Source organism: Sphingomonas sp. BL-S-05 (assembly GCF_055521695.1).
Genome location: NZ_CM145499.1, coordinates 105,418 through 124,744, shown reverse-complemented (window position 1 = coordinate 124,744; position 19,327 = coordinate 105,418). Strand labels below are relative to the sequence as shown.

Annotated in this window: 18 protein-coding genes; 10 read left to right on the top strand and 8 right to left on the bottom strand. The window is 66.2% G+C overall.

Features of this window, described 5'->3' with window-relative positions:
- Positions 1-24: 24 nt before the first annotated feature.
- Positions 25-1,932, bottom strand: coding sequence for a putative bifunctional diguanylate cyclase/phosphodiesterase (locus ACZ1JS_RS00550; protein ID WP_465167236.1), 1,908 nt, complete (start codon positions 1,930-1,932; stop codon positions 25-27).
- A 128-nt stretch (positions 1,933-2,060) separates the two neighbouring features.
- Between ACZ1JS_RS00550 and ACZ1JS_RS00545 the strand changes: the two genes are divergently transcribed.
- A complete protein-coding gene (locus tag ACZ1JS_RS00545) occupies positions 2,061-3,008 on the top strand; it encodes a cation diffusion facilitator family transporter (protein ID WP_465168596.1) in 948 nt (315 codons plus the stop codon).
- Positions 3,009-3,238: 230 nt separating this feature from the next.
- Here the strand turns inward: ACZ1JS_RS00545 and ACZ1JS_RS00540 are convergent, their stop codons facing one another.
- The 5 genes from ACZ1JS_RS00540 to ACZ1JS_RS00520 form a co-directional block, all read right to left on the bottom strand.
- Positions 3,239-4,378, bottom strand: a complete 1,140-nt coding sequence (locus ACZ1JS_RS00540) for an aldose epimerase family protein (protein WP_465167235.1) — start codon at positions 4,376-4,378, stop codon at positions 3,239-3,241.
- Between the two features lie 106 nt (positions 4,379-4,484).
- Positions 4,485-5,768: a UDP-N-acetylglucosamine 1-carboxyvinyltransferase gene (gene murA / locus ACZ1JS_RS00535; RefSeq protein ID WP_465167234.1), complete on the bottom strand. Its 1,284-nt coding sequence runs from the start codon at positions 5,766-5,768 to the stop codon at positions 4,485-4,487.
- A gap of 202 nt (positions 5,769-5,970) precedes the next feature.
- Complete coding sequence (gene clpS, locus ACZ1JS_RS00530) at positions 5,971-6,297, bottom strand: ATP-dependent Clp protease adapter ClpS (RefSeq protein WP_066688376.1); 327 nt, start codon at positions 6,295-6,297, stop codon at positions 5,971-5,973.
- 160 nt (positions 6,298-6,457) lie between these two features.
- Complete coding sequence (locus tag ACZ1JS_RS00525) at positions 6,458-7,249, bottom strand: phasin family protein (protein WP_465168595.1); 792 nt, start codon at positions 7,247-7,249, stop codon at positions 6,458-6,460.
- 124 nt (positions 7,250-7,373) lie between these two features.
- Positions 7,374-9,101, bottom strand: coding sequence for a PHA/PHB synthase family protein (locus tag ACZ1JS_RS00520; protein ID WP_465167233.1), 1,728 nt, complete (start codon positions 9,099-9,101; stop codon positions 7,374-7,376).
- Positions 9,102-9,176: 75 nt separating this feature from the next.
- Between ACZ1JS_RS00520 and ACZ1JS_RS00515 the strand changes: the two genes are divergently transcribed.
- From ACZ1JS_RS00515 to ACZ1JS_RS00505, 3 genes are all read left to right on the top strand, one after another.
- Positions 9,177-10,388, top strand: a complete 1,212-nt coding sequence (locus tag ACZ1JS_RS00515) for an LL-diaminopimelate aminotransferase (protein ID WP_465167232.1) — start codon at positions 9,177-9,179, stop codon at positions 10,386-10,388.
- Positions 10,389-10,630: 242 nt separating this feature from the next.
- A complete protein-coding gene (locus ACZ1JS_RS00510; protein ID WP_465167231.1) occupies positions 10,631-11,029 on the top strand; it encodes an MAPEG family protein in 399 nt (132 codons plus the stop codon).
- 102 nt (positions 11,030-11,131) lie between these two features.
- On the top strand, positions 11,132-11,395 hold the full coding sequence (locus ACZ1JS_RS00505; protein WP_242118282.1) for a DUF2061 domain-containing protein: 264 nt from the start codon (positions 11,132-11,134) through the stop codon (positions 11,393-11,395).
- 42 nt (positions 11,396-11,437) lie between these two features.
- On the opposite strand, the gene ACZ1JS_RS00500 is transcribed toward ACZ1JS_RS00505, so the two are convergent.
- Positions 11,438-11,908: a winged helix-turn-helix transcriptional regulator gene (locus ACZ1JS_RS00500; RefSeq protein ID WP_242118284.1), complete on the bottom strand. Its 471-nt coding sequence runs from the start codon at positions 11,906-11,908 to the stop codon at positions 11,438-11,440.
- A gap of 137 nt (positions 11,909-12,045) precedes the next feature.
- On the opposite strand from ACZ1JS_RS00500, the gene ACZ1JS_RS00495 reads away from it, so the two are divergent.
- The 4 genes from ACZ1JS_RS00495 (at position 12,046) to ACZ1JS_RS00480 (ending at position 16,890) form a co-directional block, all read left to right on the top strand.
- Positions 12,046-12,351 carry a CC_3452 family protein gene (locus ACZ1JS_RS00495; protein WP_465167230.1) on the top strand — a complete coding sequence of 102 codons (306 nt, stop codon included), beginning with the start codon at positions 12,046-12,048 and terminating at the stop codon, positions 12,349-12,351.
- A 51-nt stretch (positions 12,352-12,402) separates the two neighbouring features.
- Positions 12,403-14,493, top strand: a complete 2,091-nt coding sequence (locus tag ACZ1JS_RS00490) for a RelA/SpoT family protein (protein ID WP_465167229.1) — start codon at positions 12,403-12,405, stop codon at positions 14,491-14,493.
- A 319-nt stretch (positions 14,494-14,812) separates the two neighbouring features.
- A complete protein-coding gene (gene cobT / locus ACZ1JS_RS00485) occupies positions 14,813-16,642 on the top strand; it encodes a cobaltochelatase subunit CobT (RefSeq protein ID WP_465167228.1) in 1,830 nt (609 codons plus the stop codon).
- Positions 16,639-16,890 carry a ribbon-helix-helix domain-containing protein gene (locus ACZ1JS_RS00480; protein WP_465167227.1) on the top strand — a complete coding sequence of 84 codons (252 nt, stop codon included), beginning with the start codon at positions 16,639-16,641 and terminating at the stop codon, positions 16,888-16,890. The genes cobT and ACZ1JS_RS00480 overlap by 4 nt, the downstream gene beginning before the upstream one ends.
- A gap of 233 nt (positions 16,891-17,123) precedes the next feature.
- On the opposite strand, the gene ACZ1JS_RS00475 is transcribed toward ACZ1JS_RS00480, so the two are convergent.
- A complete protein-coding gene (locus ACZ1JS_RS00475) occupies positions 17,124-18,140 on the bottom strand; it encodes a glycosyltransferase family 2 protein (protein ID WP_465167226.1) in 1,017 nt (338 codons plus the stop codon).
- Between the two features lie 95 nt (positions 18,141-18,235).
- On the opposite strand from ACZ1JS_RS00475, the gene ACZ1JS_RS00470 reads away from it, so the two are divergent.
- Both ACZ1JS_RS00470 and ACZ1JS_RS00465 read left to right on the top strand, forming a co-directional pair.
- Positions 18,236-18,583, top strand: coding sequence for a hypothetical protein (locus ACZ1JS_RS00470; RefSeq protein ID WP_465167225.1), 348 nt, complete (start codon positions 18,236-18,238; stop codon positions 18,581-18,583).
- A 62-nt stretch (positions 18,584-18,645) separates the two neighbouring features.
- On the top strand, positions 18,646-19,308 hold the full coding sequence (locus ACZ1JS_RS00465; protein ID WP_465167224.1) for a peptidoglycan-binding protein: 663 nt from the start codon (positions 18,646-18,648) through the stop codon (positions 19,306-19,308).
- Positions 19,309-19,327: the final 19 nt, after the last annotated feature.

Genomic DNA, 19,327 nt, shown 5'->3' with positions numbered 1-19,327 from the left:
GCCGAACCACCGACGATCGCGCGGTCACCGGTTCGCCGACAACCGGCGGCGGTCGAGGCCTTCGGTCGCCAGCGCGATCGCGGCGGCCCCGTCGAGCGGGCGTGCGAAATGATGTCCCTGAAGATGCGAGCAACCGGCGACGCGCAGGGCCTGCACCTGTGCCTCGGTCTCGACCCCTTCCGCCACCACTTCCAGCCGCAGCGCGCGGGCGAGGTGGATGATCGAATGGACGATCGCCGCACTCTCGCGCTCGCGCCCCATGCCGTCGATGAAGCTGCGGTCGATCTTCAGACAGTCGAGCGCGAACTTGCGGATATTGTAGAGCGACGAATAGCCGGTCCCGAAATCGTCCAGCGCAATCCGGAACCCGCGGTCGCGCAGTTCGAGCAGCGTGGCGGCGGCGCGTTCGGCATTGTCGAAGATCGCGGTCTCGGTAATCTCGATCTGCAACCGGTCGGGCGCGATACCCGCGCGGCGTACGCGATCGATCAGATACGACGCGAAGTTCGGCCGGCGGAACTGGCGCGGGGAAATGTTCACCGACACATATTGTCCCGATAGGCCCGGCAGGATGGCCAGCACCTCGTCCAGCACCCAGTCGCCCAGTTCGTGGATCAGGTTCGATTCCTCGGCCACGGCGACGAACATTGCCGGGCTGACGTCGCGATAATCGGGGGTGTTCCATCGCAACAGCGCCTCGAACGCGACGATGTCCAGCGTGTCGCGGGCAAGGATCGGCTGGTACAGCAGCGCCATTTCGCCCTGCGCGATCGCCCGGGTCAGCCCCTGTTCGATGCCGCGCCGGAAGCGGATCGATTCGTCCATGCTGTCGTCGAACCGGCGCACGACGCCGCGCCCGGCCCGCTTCGCTTCGTTCAGCGCAAGGTCGGCGCGGCGCATCACGTCGACCGGATCGCGCCCGCCCGTGCCGTCCGCCAATACCATGCCGATCGACGCGGCGCCGCGCACCGGATGGCCGAACACCAGCAGATCGGTCGAACAGGCGCGGACCAGCCGCTCGCATCGCTCCATCGCATCGGCTTCGTCGGCGACGCACAACAGGACGCCGAACTCGTCCCCGCCCAGCCGCGCGACGAAGCCGTCGTCGCCGACCTGTTCGATCAGGATCGCGCAGACGATGCGGATCAGTTCGTCCCCGACTAAGTGACCGAGCGTGTCGTTGATGAGCTTGAACCGGTCGAGATCGATCATCGCCATCGCGATCCGGTCGGTCCCGCGCAGCCTGTCGGTCAGGACACGCAGGAACGCCAGCCGGTTGGGCGCATCGGTCAGCGGATCGTGATTGGCGAGATGGATGGCCTTGCTCTCATTCGCCGCCAGTTCGCGCGCCTTTTCCTCCAGTTCGGCGACCTTCGCCGCCAGCGCGGCGCGGGTCGCCGCCAGTTCGCGATCCGCCAGCCAGCGATGCGACAGCGCCAGCGCGGTCTGCTGCACCTCTTCGGCGGTCAGCGGCTTGGCGAGATAGAAGATCCGGTCGGGCGGTCCGGCGTCGCGTGCGATGTCGGCGGCGGCGACGTCCGAATATCCGGTGACGATCACGATCTGCAGATCGGGGTCGAGCGCGCGGATCCTGGCCGCCGTCTCGCGCCCGTCCATGCCGGGCGGCATGCGGATATCGACGAAGGCAACGGCGAAGCGGCTATCGTCGCGCACGCTGTCGGCCACGGCGGCAACCGCATCCGCGCCCTGATGCACATGCGTCGGGATCAGGCGCAGGCGGTCCGGGTCGCGCCCGCCGACATCGGCGAACAGATCGGCGGCAAGATCCGCCAGCGTCCCGCTATCGTCGCCGATGCGTAGCGACAGGCGATAGGATTCATGGACCGCGGCGTCATCGTCGACGATCAATATGCGCGCCGATGATCGTTCGTCGTCCATGTTCGGGGTACCGCTGCTCCAAAGGGCGGTCATGGGACCGCGTGCCAGTCGGGTCAGCGCGTCGCATCCATTTTCGATCCAGGTTACCGATCGCTTAACCTTCTTTTTGCTGCACCGCGTCGCATCTGGTCACCGTGCCCGGCACCTGTCAGAAGCAGCCCATGGGCGCGCATCACCATGGCCATGGCCACGATCACCATTCGCATGGACATCACGGGCACGGGCATCATGGCCACAGCCATGCTCCCGCCGATTTCGGTCGGGCTTTCGCGATCGGGACGCTGCTCAATATCGGCTTCGTCCTGATCGAGGGGGCAGCGGGCTTCTGGTATGATTCGGTGGCGTTGCTGGCCGATGCCGGGCACAATCTGTCCGACGTGCTCGGCCTGCTGATCGCATGGGGCGGGGTGGAACTGGCCAAGCGGCCCGCGTCGAAGCGCTTCACCTATGGGCTGGGTGCATCGACGATCCTTGCCGCACTCGCCAATGCGCTGGTGCTGCTGATCGCGGTCGGCGCGATCCTGTTGGAGACGATCCAGCGACTGGGGTCGCCGCGTCCGATCGACGGTCTGCCGGTGATATGGGTCGCGCTTGCCGGGATCGTCGTCAATCTCGCCACCGCCTTGCTGTTCGCGCGCGGGCGGCATGGCGACGTCAATATCCGCGGCGCCTATCTCCACATGGCCGCCGATGCGGCGGTGTCAGCCGGGGTGGTGATCGCCGGGCTAGCGATCCTGTGGACCGGCGCGGTTTGGATCGATCCGGTCGTCAGCCTGGTGGTGGTCGCGATCATCCTGATCGGGACGTGGAGCCTGCTGAGCGAATCGCTGCTGCTCGCGCTACAGGCGGTGCCGCGCGGGATCGATGCGGTCGCGGTCGAAGCGATGCTGGCCGGCCTGCCCGGCGTGGCGCGGGTACATGACCTGCATATCTGGCCGATGAGCACGACCGAAACCGCGCTGACCGCGCATCTGGTGATCCCCGACGGCCATCCCGGCGACGGCTTTCTGGTCGAACTGTCGGAGGAACTGGAGCATCATTTCGGCATCGGTCATGCGACGGTGCAGATCGAGACCGGCGACGATTGCGGGCTGACCCACGCGCATTGATGGGTTCGAGCCGCCGCACCTGAGCGTATTTCCCGCGCAGGCGAGACCTTCGCCGAACTCTGCTTTACCGTATCCCCGCGAAGGCGGGGATCCAGGGTCACACCCGCAAACCGTTGTCTTGCGTGGCTCTGGACCCCCGCCTTTGCGGGGGTACGGAAGGGTTCGGGAATAGGCGCAGGACTTTCGCGAAGGTCTCGCCTGCGCGGGGATCGGGTTTCAGCTGCGATAGGTCAGCGCGCCACCGACACCCGGTACACCATCCGGTGATGATACGGCTTGCCCGGTTCGACCCGCGCTGATCCGAATGCCGGCTGGTTCGGCGTATCCGGGAATTTCTGCGGTTCTAGCGCGATGCCGTCGCCCATGCGATAGACATGGCGGTTCTTGCCGATCAGCGTGCCGTCGATGAAATTGCCCGAATAGAATTGCACGCCGGGTTCGGTGGTCAGCACTTCGAGCACGCGGCCCGATGCCGGGTCTTCGAGGCGTGCAGCCAGCTTCGGCTCTTTCGTGATACCGGCGTCGAGCACGAAATTATGGTCGTACCCGCGCCCGGCGACGATCTGCGGATCGCGCCCGTCGCGCACATCCTGTCCGACGATCCGCCCGCGGGTGAAATCGAACACCGTGCCGGCGACCGGGCGACGCTCGCCGGTCGGGATCAGCGCATCGTTGACCGGCGTGTAGCGGCTGGCGGGAATGGTCAGCTTATGGGTCATCGTACCCAGCGTGCTGCCCTCGCCGCCCATGTCGAACAGCGCATGGTTGGTCAGGTTGACGATGGTCGGCGCGTCGCTCTTCGCATCGAAATCGATGGTCAGCGCGCCCTTGTCGTCGAGCGCATAGGTGACGGTCACGTCGAGCGTGCCGGGATAGCCCTGATCGCCATTCGGACTGTTGAGCGCCATGGTCACCGACGCGCTCGGGCCGTCCTTGACCGACACGATCCGCCACACGCGCTTGTCAAAGCCGACCGTGCCGCCGTGCAGCGAATTGGCCTTGTCGTTCTGCGTCAGCTGATAGGCCTTGCCGTCGAGCGTGAACTTGCCGCCGGCGATACGGTTGGCATAGCGGCCGATCGTCTGACCCCAGTAATTGGGGGCGGTGACATAGCTGGCGGCATCGTCATAGCCGAGCGTGATATCGGCGACCTTGCCCTTGCGATCGGGCGCGTTGAACGCTTGCAAGGTGGCGCCGAGCGTCATGATCTTCGCGCTGACGCCGTTGCTGCCGGTCAGCGTCACCATCTCGACCGCGGTACCGTCGGGCAGCTTGCCGAAGCTCGACCGCTTGGCCGTGGCGGCATTGGCCGCACCGCCGCACAATATCGTTGCCATGGCCAATGTGCTGACCAGAAACGCCTTTTTCATCGTCACCCTCCCAATGCCGCCGGCGGGCGTTCGCGCCGCGTCCGGTTCGTCGGGAGGGGTATAGTCAGACAATAAGCGCTTGTTCAAGCGGCGAGCGGCGCAAAGCTCAACCGTCGCCGAGCCGTTCGATATCGGCGCCGACCGCCTGCAGCTTTTCCTCCAATCGCTCATATCCGCGATCGAGGTGATAGACGCGGCTGACCGACGTTTCGCCGTCCGCCGCCAAGCCGGCGATGATCAGGCTCATCGACGCGCGCAGATCGGTCGCCATCACCGGCGCGCCGACCAGGCCGGCGACGCCGCGCACCACCGCCGAACGGCCGGTGACGGTGATGTCCGCCCCCATGCGCGCCAGTTCGGGGACGTGCATGTAGCGGTTTTCGAAGATCGTCTCGGTCAGCACGCTCGCCCCGTCGGCGCGGGTCAGCAGCGCCATGAACTGCGCCTGCATGTCGGTCGCGAAGCCCGGATAGGGCGCGGTCGACAGGTTGATCGGACGGACGTCGCTCCCGGCCTCGACGAACAGCGACGTCGCTTCCTCGCGCACCGCGACGCCGGCTTCGACCAGCGCGTCGATCGTCGCGCGCATGTCGGAGGGCACGACATTGGCCAGCTCGACCGCGCCGCCGGTGATCGCGGCGGCACAGGCATAGCTGCCCGCTTCGATCCGGTCGGGCATGACGGCATAGGTCGCGCCATGCAGCCGGTCGCGCCCTTCGATGGTCAGCGTGTCGCTGCCGATACCGTCGATCGCCGCGCCCATCGCGACGAGGCAGCGGCACAGGTCGACGATCTCCGGCTCGCGCGCGGCGTTTTCGAGGACGCTGGTACCCTTGGCCAGCACTGCCGCCATCACCGCATTCTCGGTCGCGCCGACCGAGACCACCGGGAAGCGATAGCGCCCGCCGGGCAGCCGGCCGCCGGGCGCAGTCGCCTTCACATAGCCCGCCGCCAGTTCGATCTCGGCACCCAGCGCTTCGAGGGCCTTGAGGTGAAGATCGATCGGGCGGTTGCCGATCGCGCAGCCGCCGGGCAGCGACACCGTCGCCTCGCCCGCGCGCGCGACCAGCGGGCCGAGCACGAGGATCGAGGCGCGCATCTTGCGCACGATGTCGTAGGGGGCGACGGTCGAAGTCAGCCGCTGGCCGCGCATGGTCATCACCCGCCCGAACTCGCTGGGATGCGAGCCCTCGATCGTGGTCGACACGCCGAACTGATTGAGCAGATGGCCGAAACTGTCGACATCCGCCAGCCGCGGCAGGTTGCGCAGCGTCAGCGGCTCTTCGGTCAGCAGCGCGCAGGGCAGCAGGGTGAGCGCGGCGTTCTTCGCGCCCGAAATGACGATGCGGCCGGACAGGCGATTGCCGCCGCGAATGACGATACGATCCATGGGGCAGCTTCTAGTGGGTACGCGGGGGTGTGCAAGAGGGCGCACCGATCCTCCCCGCTTGAGGGGAGGGGGACCGTCGCCGAAGGCGATGGTGGAGGGGGCTCTTCGCGAACGCAGCGGTTCCGACTGCGGCCCTCCCCCTCCACCAGCCTGCGGCTGGTCCCCCTCCCCGTGAACGGGGAGGATTTCACGCGGTGAGCGCCTACGCCTTCTCCAGCGTGCACTGCAGCGGGTGTTGGTTCTGGCGGGCGAAATCCATGACCTGCGCCACCTTGGTCTCCGCGACCTCATAGGTGAAGACGCCGCAGACGCCGACGCCGCGCTGGTGGACGTGAAGCATCACCCGCGTCGCTTCCTCCATGCTCATGCGGAAGAAGCGTTGCAGGCACAGGACGACGAATTCCATCGGCGTGTAATCGTCGTTCAGCATCAGCACGCGGTACGGCGTGGGCTTCTTGACGCGGGTCTGGGTGGCGACGCCGAGACCGGTCGAGCGGTCGTCGTCATGGTCGCGGTCGTCACCGGCCATCTGGATGCGGGGCTGTCGAGACATGTCGCCGCAAAATATGGCATTCGCGCCCGACAGGGCAAGGGGGTGGTTGGTCATATGCGCCGAATTGGAAATAGCAAAAGGGGCGACCGCTCGCGCGATCGCCCCCTTCGTTAGACCGTAAAGGCTAACCGACCGCTTACGCGGTGACCTTCACCTTGTCGGCGGCAACCGCGACGCGGTTGCTGATCGGCTGCGCGGCGTCGCCGGCCAGCTTGATCATCATTTCGGTGGTCTTCGACGCTTCGGCGACGAACGAGTCGAACGACTGGCGGACGAAATCCGACTGCAGCTTCATGAACTCGGTCGGCGACTTGACGGTGGCGAGGGTCTTCGCGGTCGAGGTGGCGTGCTCGAACGACTTGCGGCCATATTCGGCCATTTCCTGACCGAGCGTTTCGAGGCCCTTGGCGGCGATGCGGCTGGCTTCGACCATCGCTTCGATGTTGCCCTTGGCCATCTCGTTCATTTCCTCGAAGCCCTTGGCGCCCTTTTCGAACGCGGCCTTCGCCTTTTCGTTGAATTCGGTGGTCATCGCCTGCGCCTTGCTGGCGGCGTTCTGGGCGGTGGCGGTCGCTTCGTTGGTGACGTCCATGGTCTTTTCCTCGACTAGAGCGGTGACGGTTTCGACCGCCTTTTCAGTTTCCTCGGCCACGACCTCGACGGTCTCGGCAACGGTCTTGGCCTCTTCCACGACCGGTTCGACGGGCGGCGTCGGAACGACCACGGCGGCGGTTTCGGTCTTGAGAGGCAATTCGGCCGGCGCGGGCTTGGTCGCGGCGACGAACGGTACGGGCGGAAGCTCCGCTTCGACCGGTTCGACGGCCGGTACCACCGGTTCCGGCGCCGCAGGAACGACGGGGGCGGCCGCGGCCGACCGGGTGGAACGGGAACTGGCGGGCTTGCGCGCGCCGGTCTTCGGACCTCGCATGGTCACTCGGACATCCTCCATCTGCTACTGCTGCGACGCACCAATTAGGCTGAGGTTCCTACAGTTTCAAGACGAAATTTGTGCAGCGCAACATAAATATACGCGACTGAAATTTCAAACGATTTCATCGCGTGCGCACATAGTCTCCGGGCGCATCGCCCAGCGATACCGCACTGCCCTTGCCCGGGATGCGCGCGCCCGTCGCCGGCACGGTTGCGCCGTCCGCCTCGGCGATCCACCGGCGCCAGTCCGGCCACCAGCTGCCCTTCGTCTCGCGCGCGCCGGCAATGAACGCGGCCAGCGAGTTTGCGGGCTGGTCGTTGGTCCAATATTGATATTTGCCGGCCGAGGGCGGGTTCACGACGCCGGCGATATGCCCCGATCCGGCAAGGACGAAGCGCAGGGGGCCAGCGAAATGCTCGGTCACCTTCCACACGCTTTCGGGCGGGGCGATGTGATCCTCGCGCCCTGCCTGGATATAGGCGGGTGTCCTTACCGTGGTCAGGTCGATCGGGGTGCCGTCGACGGTCATCGACCCCGGCTGCGCCAGCCGGTTGTCGCGGTACAGGTCGGTCAGATAGCCCAGATGCCAGTTCGCCGGCAGATTGGTGACGTCGGCGTTCCAGTGCAGCAGGTCGAACGGCGCATAGTCGTTGCCGAGCAGATAATTGTTGGTGACGTAATTCCAGATCAGGTCGCGCCCGCGCAGCAGGTTGAAGGTCGCCGCCATGTACCGCCCGTCGAGATAGCCGTCCTTGCCGACCTGCCGGATCAGGCCGAGTTGATCGTCATCGACGAACAGCGACAATTCGCCGGCATCGGCGAAATCGACCTGCGCGGTGAAGAAGGTGGCGGTCGCGACCTTCGCCGCTTCGCCCCGCGCCGTGAGCAGCGCCAGCGTCGCCGCCAGCGTCGTGCCGGCCACGCAATAACCGATGGCATGGACCGATTCGACGCCCAGCACCTTGCGCACCGTGTCGATCGCATCGATCTGCCCGCGCACGACATAATCGTCCCACGTCACGTCCTTCATCGACGCATCGGCGGATTTCCACGACACGACGAACACGCTCAAGCCCTGTTCGACCGCCCAGCGGATGAAGCTCTTCTCCGGCGTCAGGTCGAGGATGTAGAAACGATTGATCCACGGCGGAAAGATCAGCAGCGGGATCGCCCCGACCTTCTCGGTCGTCGGCGCATAATGGATCAGTTCGTAGAGCGGCGTGCGCTTGATGACCTTGCCCGGCGTCGTCGCGACGTTGCGGCCCAGTTCGAACGCGCTGGTGTCGCTCTGCGTCATCTGCCCCTTGGCCATGTCGGCCAGCATGTTCTGCAAGCCTTTCAGCAGATTCTCGCCGCGCGTCTCGATGATCTTCTCGACGACCAGCGGGTTGGTCGCGGGGAAATTGGTCGGGCTCATCGCATCGATCAGGCCGCGGGTGGCGAAGCGGATCTGCTCCTTCTGCTTCGGATCGACCCCGTCCAGCGCGTCGACGCCCTTCAGCATATGGTCGGCGACCAGGAAATAGCTTTGCCGGATGAAGGCGAACAGCGGATCGTCATGCCATTGCTTGGCCTTGAACCGTTTGTCGCGCGCGCGCTCCGGCGACTCGTCGACCGGTTCGGCGTTGGCCGGGTCGAGGAAGCGTTGCCACAGCTTCATCGTATCGGTCCAGAAATCGGTCTGGACCTTCAGCATGCCGGTCGGGTCGGGCAAGGCGGGTGCGCGTTCCATCAGGTCGATGCCCTGCTCCAACATCATCTGTTGCGCGCGGCCCAGCATCTGCGTCCAATGCTGCAGCTCTTCCAGCGACATGGCCGTCGCGGGCGGCACGTTCGGCTTGTCGGTCATTTTCCTCTCCCAACGGTATCCGGGCCTACCCGTTTATTGCTTCCTAGCGTAAGGGCGATGACGAAAGGAACGAGAATGTCCGACGAATTCTACCGCATGAAGCGCCTGCCCCCCTATGTCATCGCCGAAGTGAACGCGATGCGGGCCGCCGCGCGTGCCGGTGGTGAGGACATTATCGACCTCGGCATGGGCAATCCCGATCTGCCGCCGCCCGACCATGTCATCGAAAAGCTGGTCGAGGTCGCACGCAAGCCCTCGGCGCACGGCTATTCGCAGTCGCGCGGCATTCCGGGGCTGCGCCGCGCGCAGGCCAATTATTACAGCCGCCGCTTCGGCGTCGACATCGACCCCGACAGCGAGGTCGTGGTGACGATGGGGTCGAAGGAGGGTCTGGCCAGCCTCGCCACCGCGATCACCGCGCCGGGCGACGTCATCCTCGCGCCCAATCCCAGCTACCCGATCCACATGTTCGGCTTCATCATCGCCGGCGCGACGATCCGCGCGGTGCCGACCACGCCCGACGAGCATTATTTCGAAAGCCTCGAGCGCGCGATGGCATTCACCGTGCCGCGCCCCAGCGTATTGGTGATGGGATATCCGTCGAACCCGACTGCCGAGGTCGTCGACCTCGCCTTCTACGAACGCGTCGTCGCCTTCGCGAAGGAACATGGGCTGTGGATCATCTCCGACCTCGCCTATTCCGAGCTTTATTATGACGGCTGCCCGACGCCTTCGATCCTGCAGGTCAAGGGCGCGAAGGACGTCGCGATCGAATTCACCTCGCTCAGCAAGACCTATTCGATGGCCGGCTGGCGCATGGGCTTCGGCGTCGGCAACAAGAAGCTGATCGCGGCGATGACGCGGGTGAAGTCCTATCTTGATTACGGCGCCTTCACCCCGATCCAGGCGGCGGCCTGCGCGGCGCTGAACGGTCCGCAGGATATCGTCGAAAAGAACCGGCAGCTATATCACAAGCGCCGCGACGTGCTGGTCGAAAGCTTCGGCCGCGCCGGCTGGGACATCCCCTCCCCGCGCGCGTCGATGTTCGCCTGGGCGCCGCTGCCGCCCGCGCTCGCGCATCTGGGCAGCCTCGAATTCGCCAAGCAGTTGCTGACCGAAGCCAAGGTCGCGGTCGCACCGGGTGTCGGCTATGGCGAGAATGGCGAAGGCTATGTGCGGATCGCGATGGTCGAGAACGAACAGCGGCTGCGCCAGGCGGCACGCAACGTGAAGAAATATCTGCAGTCGATGGGCGTCAACACGCCGGCGGGACGGAACGCGGGGTAGGAGCCACCATGGCCCTTACCGTACCCCTGCGCACGCGGGGGGCCGGGTTGCGCTGAAGCGCGCCGAATTCATCGGCAGTGCGTATCCCCAGGCGGCCGGTGTCCAGAGTTTTAGAATGTCACGGATGGTCCATGCCGCCCTGGATCCCCGCCCGCGCGGGGATATGATACGGTCGGGAGACCGGCTGGAACCCCGACCCGCTTCCCGACGCTATAGGCAGCAACGCAACCCGGAGCGTGCCGATGACCACCCTGCCCCTCGAAATCACCCTGCTCGGCTGGTCGGTCGTGCTGCTGGTCGTGGCGTTGATGCTGCAAGGGCAGTTGGCCACGCGCGAACTGGGCGTGAAATGGAATGCCGGCCCGCGCGACGGGGACCGGCGTCCCCAAAGTGCACTGGCCGGCCGCGCGCAGCGGGCGCTCGACAATTTCAAGGAAACCTATCCAGCGTTCATCGCGCTCGTACTAGCTTTGGCCGTCAGCGGGCGGACCGGCGGGCTGGGTGCCACGGGCGCGTTGCTGTGGTTCGTCGCGCGTGTCGTGTATCACCCGCTCTATCTGTTCGGCGTACCCTATGCCCGCAGCCTGGTATGGGTCGCGTCGATGTTCGGGCTGTTGCTGATGCTGATCCGGCTATTGTGACAAAGTGTTGCTTGCGCGGTCCCATATTTTCCTCGCTACGCCGCCGTGCGGCGCTGTCGCACCCAGTGGCGCCCGGCATCCCGCACGGGCGGAGTCGACGCCATGTTCCTGTTCAAGGGTCTTGAGAGCCATCCGCGCAGTTTCGTGAAGGCGGTGTCGTGGCGAACGGTCGGATCGATCGATACCTTCGTACTGGGGCTGCTCTTTTCCGGCTCGGCCAAATTGGCAGGCGCGATTGCCGGCACCGAAGTGCTTACCAAGATAACCCTGTTCTATTTCCATGAGCGCGCATGGTCGCTCGTCCGCTGGGGCCGTCGCGAGGAACCGGTGGCGACCGGCGAAACGGCGACGCTTCCAGCCGGCTGACGCCGCCGCGCCTGTCGCGAGGGCACAGGCGTTCCCGATGGGTCAGGCGCCCGACACGTCCTCGGGCAGCGACCAGACCAGATCGCCCTTGCCCAGCACGCGCCCGTCATGGCTGTGTACCGCGACCGGCTGCACCGGGCGATGGTCCCGCGCGTCGACCAGCACCGGCGTCGCCGGTACGCCGGTCTCCCACCGCTCGCCCCACTGGCGCAGCGCGACCATCGTCGGCAGTAGCGCATAGCCCTTTTCGGTCAGTCGATATTCAATCTTGCGCCGGTCGCTCTCGACCACGCGGCGTTCGAGAATGCCGTGCCCGACCAGCCGCGACAGCCGGTTCGCTAGGATGTTGCGCGCAATGCCCAGTTCCGACTGGAACTCCTCGAAATGCGACAATCCGTTGAACGATCCGCGCAGGATCAGGAACGACCAGCGCTCGCCCATCGCCTCCAGCGCGGCGGGCAGGCTGCACTGGCTGGCGAGGTCGCGCAGCGGTTCTCGAAGAGCGGTCGTCATCCGCTACGGGTCTAGCGCATGGCGACGACCAGGGAAATAGCGACTTTTCGCAATCGCAGCAAACATATCAACTTGCAACTTACATGAATGTATATTAGCCGGCGCCCTAGTACGATCGCTTTGAGGAGCCCGTGTCGATGAAGATGTTCGCCCTGCTGACCGCCGCCGCGCTGACCCTGCCCTTCGCCGCCGCAGCACAGTCGAACCGTGGCTATAGCGCGGTTCCGGCGACCGCACCTGCCAGCGACACGCTCCTGACGCGCAGCACCTTGTGGAAATGCACCGCCGAACGCTGCGCGACGCCGCGTGCCGAGGGCAGCCATCTGACCATGTGCCAGCTTGCCGCTGCCCAGCTTGGTCCGCTGACCGCCTTTACCGCCAACGGCACCGCTTTCGCCCCCGAACAGCTCGCCAAGTGCAACATCCGCGCCAAAGGTGCCTGATCCGCGCGAAAACGGTTGCAAAGCCGACCCGGCCCGCTCCATCTAGTTCCCATGCTGCGGCAGTATGAATTGGTGGAGAGGGTCAAGACCTACGACCCGGATGCGGACGAGGCGCTGCTCAACCGCGCCTATGTCTTCTCGATGCACGCGCATGGCAGCCAGAAGCGCGCATCGGGCGACCCTTATTTCAGCCATCCGATCGAGGTGGCCGGCATCCTGACCGACCTGCATCTCGATGACGAGACGATCGCGACCGCGATCCTGCACGACACGGTCGAGGACACGGTCGCCACGCACGAGGAAATCCAGGCCAAGTTCGGCGAGAATGTCGCCCGGCTGGTCGAAGGCGTCACCAAGCTCAGCAAGATCGAGGCGCAGACCGAGAACGAGCGCGCCGCCGAAAATCTGCGCAAGTTCCTGCTGGCGATGTCCGACGACATTCGCGTGCTGCTGGTGAAGCTGGCCGACCGGCTGCACAATATGCGCACGCTCCATCACATCGCGAAGCCCGAGAAGCGCAAGCGGATCGCGCGCGAGACGATGGACATCTATGCCCCGCTCGCCGAGCGGATCGGCATGTACGAGTTCATGAACGAGATGCAGACGCTGGCATTTCGCGAGATCGAACCCGAAGCCTATGAATCGATCACCCGCCGCCTCGAACAATTGGAGGAAGGCGGCGGCGATCGCGTCGCCAAGATCGGCGGCGACCTGAAGACGATGCTCGACCGCCACGGCATCGCTGCCGAGGTATCGGGCCGGCGCAAGCATCCCTATTCGATCTGGCGGAAGATGTCGGAGCGGCATGTCACGCTCGAACAGCTATCGGACATCATCGCCTTCCGCGCGATCGTCGACAGCGAGGAGGAATGCTACCGCGCATTGGGCATTATCCACCGGCGCTGGCCGATGGTGCCGGGCCGGTTCAAGGACTATATCTCGACACCCAAGCGCAACGGCTATCGTTCGCTCCACACCAGCGTCATCCATGCCGAAAATATGCGGATCGAGGTGCAGATCCGCACGCGCGAGATGCATGCGCAGGCCGAATTCGGGCTGGCGGCGCACTGGGCGTACAAGCAGGATGCGGTCCGCCCCGATACGCAGGTGCGCTGGATTCGTGATCTGGTCGAGATTCTCGACAATGCCGAGAGTCCCGAGGAGCTGCTCGAACATACCCGCATGGCGATGTATGCCGACCGCATCTTCGCCTTCACCCCCAAGGGCGAGCTGCACCAGTTGCCCAAGGGCGCGACCCCGATCGACTTCGCCTATGCCGTCCACACCGATTTGGGTGATCAGGCGGTGGGTGCGAAGGTCAATGGCGGCGTCGTGCCGCTGCGGACCGAACTCAAGAACGGCGATCAGGTGCAGATTCTGCGATCAAAGGCGCAGCGTCCGCAGGCCAACTGGCTGAACTTCGCGATCACCGGCAAGGCGCGGGCCGCCATCCGCCGTTACATCCGCCTGCGCGAGCGCGACGAGACGGTGGCGCTGGGCAAGCGTATGTATCAGGAACTGATCGCCCGCCTGCCCGTCCCGCCGGGCACGGACGCGCTGGCCGAGGGGTTGAAGCGACTGAAACTCGCCGACGAAGCGACGCTGTTCGAATGTCTGGCGCATGGCAAGCTGACCGACGAAGCCGTCATGGAAGCGGTGATGCCCGGCGCCGTCGCCGATCCGAAGGCCGAACCGATCCCGGCGCAACGCGCGCCGATCGAGATTAAGGGGCTGACCGCCGGCGTCGGCTACGACCTCGCCACCTGCTGCCATCCGGTGCCGGGCGACCGCATCATCGGCATCCGCCGCGGCGACGGCCGGTTCGAGGTGCATGAGATCGGCTGCGAGACGATCGAGGCGATCGACCCGCACCACTGGATCGACCTGACCTGGGGCAATAATGCCGAGGGCGCGACCGCGCGCATCGCGGTGACGCTGAAGAACGAACCCGGCGCGCTCGGCGCGGTGGCGACCGTCATCGGCGGGCACAAGGCGAACATCCTCGGGCTCCGGCTCGACAACCGCGACACGACCTTCCACACCAACACCATCGACGTCGAGGTGCGCGACGCCGCGCATCTGATGAAGCTGCTCGCCGGCCTCCGCGCGGCGGACGCGGTGAACAAGGCCGAACGCCTCTAAAATCTACCCGGCACGGGGAGGGGACCGCGCCCGCAGGGCGTGGTGGAGGGGCATCGCCCCGGACGGAACGATATCGTTCGCCGCCCTCCCCCTCCACCATGCTGCGCATGGTCCCCCTCCCCACGATGTGGGGAGGGGGACCATGTTATTCCTCCCCGGCACGGGGAGGGGGACCAGCGTAGCTGGTGGAGGGGGGTGTCGGCATACGGAACCGCTGCGTTGCGCGGCCGTCCACCACCGCTCGGCGACGCCCCCTCCCCGTACCGGGGAGGAACTTCCCCCCTTGCCTCCCCCGCCCCCAATCCCCAAAGCACAGCCCATGGCACAGGAATCCCCGCTCGACCGGTTTCGTGACGTCCTGCGCGGCACGTCGCGCGCGATCGCCGACGAACCCGAGGTCGAACTGGCCTTTACCGCCGACGCTCCGACCGCATCGGGCAAGCATATCAAGGTGCCGATGCCTGCCCGCGCGCTGCCCGCCGATCAGGTCGCCGAAGCGCGCGGCCTCGCCGACGGTTTCGCGCTCCGCATGCGCCACCACAATGCCGCGCTCCACGCCCGCAGCGCACCGGGCGAAGCGGTCGCGCGCGCGGTCTATGACGCGGTCGAACAGGCGCGCGTCGATGCGCTGGGGTCGGCGGGCTATGACGGCATCGCCGACAATCTCGACCATGCGCTGGCGATGCGGATGCGGTCGGACCCGATCACCCGCGCCCGCACCCGCGCCGAAGTACCGTTGTCGACCGCGGTGCAGATGCTGGTGCGCGAACGGCTGACCGGCCGTGCCCCGCCCGCCGCCGCCGCGCCCGGCATGGCGCTGGTCACCGACTGGATCGAGGAACGCGCCGGCGCGCAGCTCGACACGCTGGCCGGGCTGGTCGCCGATCAGGCCGCGTTCGGGCGCAGCATCACCCGTCTGCTCGAGGACCTCGAACTGGTCGAGGGCGAGATCGAACCCGAACAGGCCGATGACGGCGGCGACGATTCCGAAGGCGAGGACGAACAGACGCCCGAGGATGACGGCGACGATTCCGGCGAACAACAGGGCGGCGAAGGGCAGGTCGAGGCGCGCGGCGAGGACCGCAGCGACGACCAGTCCGACGGCCAGTCCGACGACATGAGCGAGGACGTCGACGCCGAGGGCGACGACATGGCGGATGGCGAGGACGAGGGCGGGATGATGCCGGTCCGCCCCAACCGGCCCTTTGCCGACCTGCATCCGCAATTCGAATATCGCGCCTTCACCACCAAATATGACGAGGTGATCGCCGCCACCGAGCTTTGCGAGGCCGACGAGCTCGAACGGCTACGCGCCTATCTCGACCAGCAACTCGTGCAGTTGCAGGGAGTGGTGACCAAGCTCGCCAACCGCCTGCAACGCCGGCTGATGGCGCAACAGTCGCGCTCCTGGGATTTCGATCAGGAGGAAGGGCTGCTCGATGCCGCGCGGCTGGCCCGGGTGGTCATCAATCCGGCGCAGTCGCTCAGCTACAAGATCGAGCGCGACACCGAATTCCGCGATACCGTCGTCACGCTGCTGATCGACAATTCGGGGTCGATGCGCGGACGTCCGATCGGCATCGCCGCGATCAGCGCCGATATCCTCGCCCGTACGCTCGAACGCGTCGGGGTTAAGGTCGAGATCCTCGGCTTCACGACCCGCGCGTGGAAGGGGGGACAGGCCCGCGAATCCTGGCTCGCCGCCGGTCGCCCGCCGCAGCCGGGTCGCCTCAACGACGTTCGCCACATCGTCTACAAACAAGCCGACGAACCGTGGCGCCGTGCGAAAAAGTCGCTCGGGCTGATGATGCGCGAGGGGCTGCTCAAGGAGAATATCGACGGCGAGGCGCTGCTCTGGGCGCATGGCCGGCTGCTGGCACGACCCGAGGACCGCAAGGTGCTGATGGTGATCTCCGACGGCGCGCCGGTCGACGATTCGACGCTGTCGGTCAATTCGGGCAGCTATCTGGAACGGCATCTGCGACAGGTGATTGCGTGGATCGAGGGCAAGTCGCCGGTCGAGCTGGTCGCGATCGGCATCGGCCATGACGTGACCCGCTGGTACAATCGCGCCGTCACGATCATGGATGCCGAACAGTTGGCCGGCACGATGATCGAACAACTGGCGTCGTTGTTCGACAGCGAATGAAGCCGACCGCCCCGCCCGGCGGCTTTCGCGGGCCGGTCAAGCGGTCGATCACCATCGCCGGCCACGCGACCTCGATCAGCCTCGAACCCGGCTTCTGGGCGGCGCTGGAGGCGGCGGCGGCGCGGCGATCGCTGCCGCTATCGGCGCTGGTCGCGGCGATCGACGCGGTACGGATCGAGGGCGACGACCCGCCTAATCTGGCGAGCGCGATCCGGTCGTGGTTGCTGGGCGAGGTTTCGGGGCGGTAAGGGGTTCATGCGGAGGCGCAGAGAAGAAAGTAGATTTCGCGCAAAGGCGCAAAGGGCGCAAAGGGGTTGCGGTTGCTCCGGCGGGAATCTGTCCGGCGAAGCCCTTTATGCCTTCTGCCCGAAACAGGACCGCTTGCGCGGCAAGACCCTTGCCCTAAACGCGACTCCTTTGCGCCCTTTGCGCCTTTGCGCGAACCAAATCTCTTCCTCTTCGCGCCTTCGCGTGAACCGACCTACTGCTGCTCGGGCAGAACCGGCGCGACCGTGACCTCGTTATGATCCCCCGCGCGGTAGCCCAAGCTCGCCCGCCCCTTCACCGGTCCGGCGACATCCGCGACCAGATAGAGCGGCCGCCGCTTCGATTCGACGTACAGCCGCCCGAGATATTCGCCGATCATCCCCAGCACGAACATCTGCACCGCGCCGAGGAACACGACGACCAGCATCGTCGACGTCCAGCCCTGCACCGCGCTGCCCGACAGCCAGCCGATCGCGATATAGGCGAACAGCAGCAGCGACAGCGCGGTCAGCACCAGCCCCATATGGCTGGCGAGCCGCAGCGGCGCGGTCGAGAAGCCGGTCACCGCGTCCAGTGCGAAGCGGATCATCTTGCCCAGCGGATATTTGCTTTCGCCGGCCAGGCGTTCGTCGCGGTCATAAGGAAACGGCACCTGCCGGAAGCCGACCCATGCTACCATGCCGCGGATGAAGCGCGCCTGTTCGGGCAAGCTGAGGAACGCGTCGAGCGCCCGCCTGGTCATCAGCCGGAAATCGCCGGTGTCGAGCGGGATCGGCGTGTCGGTCACCCGGTCGAGCACGCGGTAGAAGGCGGCGGCGGTCAGCTTCTTGAAGAAGGTCTCGCCTTCGCGCTTGCGGCGCACGGCATAGACGACGTCCGCCCCTTCCGACGCCATCGTCTCCAGCATCGGCCCGAGCAATTCGGGTGGGTCCTGTAGATCGGCGTCGATGATCAGGATGCGTTCGCCCGCGCAAAGGTCCAGCCCGGCGGTCAGCGCCAGTTGGTGCCCGTGATTGCGCGACAGGTTGATCGCCACCAGCCGCGGATCGGCGGCGGCGAGCCGTTCCATCACCGCCCAGCTCTGGTCGCGCGACCCGTCATTGACCAACACGATCTCGTGATCGTCGCCGACCACCGCCCGCGCCGCCGCCGAAATGCGGGCGTGCAGCGTGTCGAGACAGGCAGCCTCGTTATAGCAGGGAACGACGACGGAGAGCGCGGGACGGATCATGGGCGGCTGCGTTACTCCATGCGACGCGGTTGGAAAAGCCGGATGGCACCGGTGCCGCATCCCGGTTAGGATCGGGCGTCGATGGAGCAATGCCGATGCGTGCCGCCCTTCCCTTCCTGCTGCTCGCCCTTGCCGCGCCTGCGTCCGCGCAAATCTGGGACGGTGGGCGCTCCGCGTTGCGCGAGATACCGTCAGCACCGCCGGCGACCTCGCTGGTTGCAAGCGATCTGGGCGACATCAACCGCGCGATCCGTGACGGGCGGCGGCGCGGCGACCTGACCCGGGCGGAGGCACGGACGTTGCTGGCCCAGAGTGCGGTCATCGGTCGCCTCAACCGCCAGTACCGACAGGGCGGTCCGATCGCGCTGAACGCCCCGGCACTCGTCGAGAGCACGCTGGCGTTGCGCGGACAGGTCGACGCGGCACGGGCACGGCCCAGATGATCCGGCTTGCGATGTAGGATTTCACTTGCCACCCCGGACCGCGGCAACGGGGAAACGACACGATGATCGGGGCAAGCGTCGGCGAGGACGGCATCAACCGCGCGGAGGATGTGCGGACGGTCCAGTGGCTCTTGCTGCGGATCGGCATCGACCCCGGCGCGGTCGACGGCCTTGCCGGGCCGCGGCTGGTCGCGGCGATCCGCACCGCGCAGGACCGGTTCGGTATCGACGCCGATGGCCGGATCGATCCCGGCGGACGGACCATTGCCCGCCTGTCCGCCGCCCCCGCGACATGGGACGGCGACAGCCGCAACTGGCCGCAGGAGCGCAAGCTCGCCAGCCTGCATCCCCGCTTTCGCAGCCGCATCGCCCGCGTGATCGCGAAACTGCGACGCGACGACCTGCGACCGACCATCGTCTATGGCTGGCGATCGGTCGCGGTCCAGCGACGCCTGCTCCACGAAGGGGTGACGCAGGTCGGCTTCAGTTTCCACAATGCACAGACGCCTGACGGCCTGCCCGCCGCCTGGGCCGCCGATCTGGTCGATGATCGCTGGTACTGGACCGAACCCGAATGCCACATCTTCTTCCGCGCGCTGGGTGCTGCGGGCAAGGCCGAGGGGCTGGTCTGGGGCGGCGACTGGACGTTTCGCGACTGGGCGCATCTTCAGGGGCGGCGCAATGGCGAACTGGCCGCTGTCCGGCGCGAGAGCGGACTGACCTGATCTACGTTACCGATTCTTC

Excerpts from the sequence above, each read along its gene's own strand:
- ACZ1JS_RS00550 (WP_465167236.1), bottom strand. The coding sequence starts at position 1,932 with ATGACCGCCCTTTGGAGCAGCGGTACCCCGAACATGGACGACGAACGA.
- ACZ1JS_RS00545 (WP_465168596.1), top strand. The coding sequence starts at position 2,061 with ATGGGCGCGCATCACCATGGCCATGGCCACGATCACCATTCGCATGGA.
- ACZ1JS_RS00540 (WP_465167235.1), bottom strand. The coding sequence starts at position 4,378 with ATGAAAAAGGCGTTTCTGGTCAGCACATTGGCCATGGCAACGATATTG.
- murA (WP_465167234.1), bottom strand. The coding sequence starts at position 5,768 with ATGGATCGTATCGTCATTCGCGGCGGCAATCGCCTGTCCGGCCGCATC.
- clpS (WP_066688376.1), bottom strand. The coding sequence starts at position 6,297 with ATGGCCGGTGACGACCGCGACCATGACGACGACCGCTCGACCGGTCTC.
- ACZ1JS_RS00525 (WP_465168595.1), bottom strand. The coding sequence starts at position 7,249 with ATGCGAGGTCCGAAGACCGGCGCGCGCAAGCCCGCCAGTTCCCGTTCC.
- ACZ1JS_RS00520 (WP_465167233.1), bottom strand. The coding sequence starts at position 9,101 with ATGACCGACAAGCCGAACGTGCCGCCCGCGACGGCCATGTCGCTGGAA.
- ACZ1JS_RS00515 (WP_465167232.1), top strand. The coding sequence starts at position 9,177 with ATGTCCGACGAATTCTACCGCATGAAGCGCCTGCCCCCCTATGTCATC.
- ACZ1JS_RS00510 (WP_465167231.1), top strand. The coding sequence starts at position 10,631 with ATGACCACCCTGCCCCTCGAAATCACCCTGCTCGGCTGGTCGGTCGTG.
- ACZ1JS_RS00505 (WP_242118282.1), top strand. The coding sequence starts at position 11,132 with ATGTTCCTGTTCAAGGGTCTTGAGAGCCATCCGCGCAGTTTCGTGAAG.
- ACZ1JS_RS00500 (WP_242118284.1), bottom strand. The coding sequence starts at position 11,908 with ATGACGACCGCTCTTCGAGAACCGCTGCGCGACCTCGCCAGCCAGTGC.
- ACZ1JS_RS00495 (WP_465167230.1), top strand. The coding sequence starts at position 12,046 with ATGAAGATGTTCGCCCTGCTGACCGCCGCCGCGCTGACCCTGCCCTTC.
- ACZ1JS_RS00490 (WP_465167229.1), top strand. The coding sequence starts at position 12,403 with ATGCTGCGGCAGTATGAATTGGTGGAGAGGGTCAAGACCTACGACCCG.
- cobT (WP_465167228.1), top strand. The coding sequence starts at position 14,813 with ATGGCACAGGAATCCCCGCTCGACCGGTTTCGTGACGTCCTGCGCGGC.
- ACZ1JS_RS00480 (WP_465167227.1), top strand. The coding sequence starts at position 16,639 with ATGAAGCCGACCGCCCCGCCCGGCGGCTTTCGCGGGCCGGTCAAGCGG.
- ACZ1JS_RS00475 (WP_465167226.1), bottom strand. The coding sequence starts at position 18,140 with ATGATCCGTCCCGCGCTCTCCGTCGTCGTTCCCTGCTATAACGAGGCT.
- ACZ1JS_RS00470 (WP_465167225.1), top strand. The coding sequence starts at position 18,236 with ATGCGTGCCGCCCTTCCCTTCCTGCTGCTCGCCCTTGCCGCGCCTGCG.
- ACZ1JS_RS00465 (WP_465167224.1), top strand. The coding sequence starts at position 18,646 with ATGATCGGGGCAAGCGTCGGCGAGGACGGCATCAACCGCGCGGAGGAT.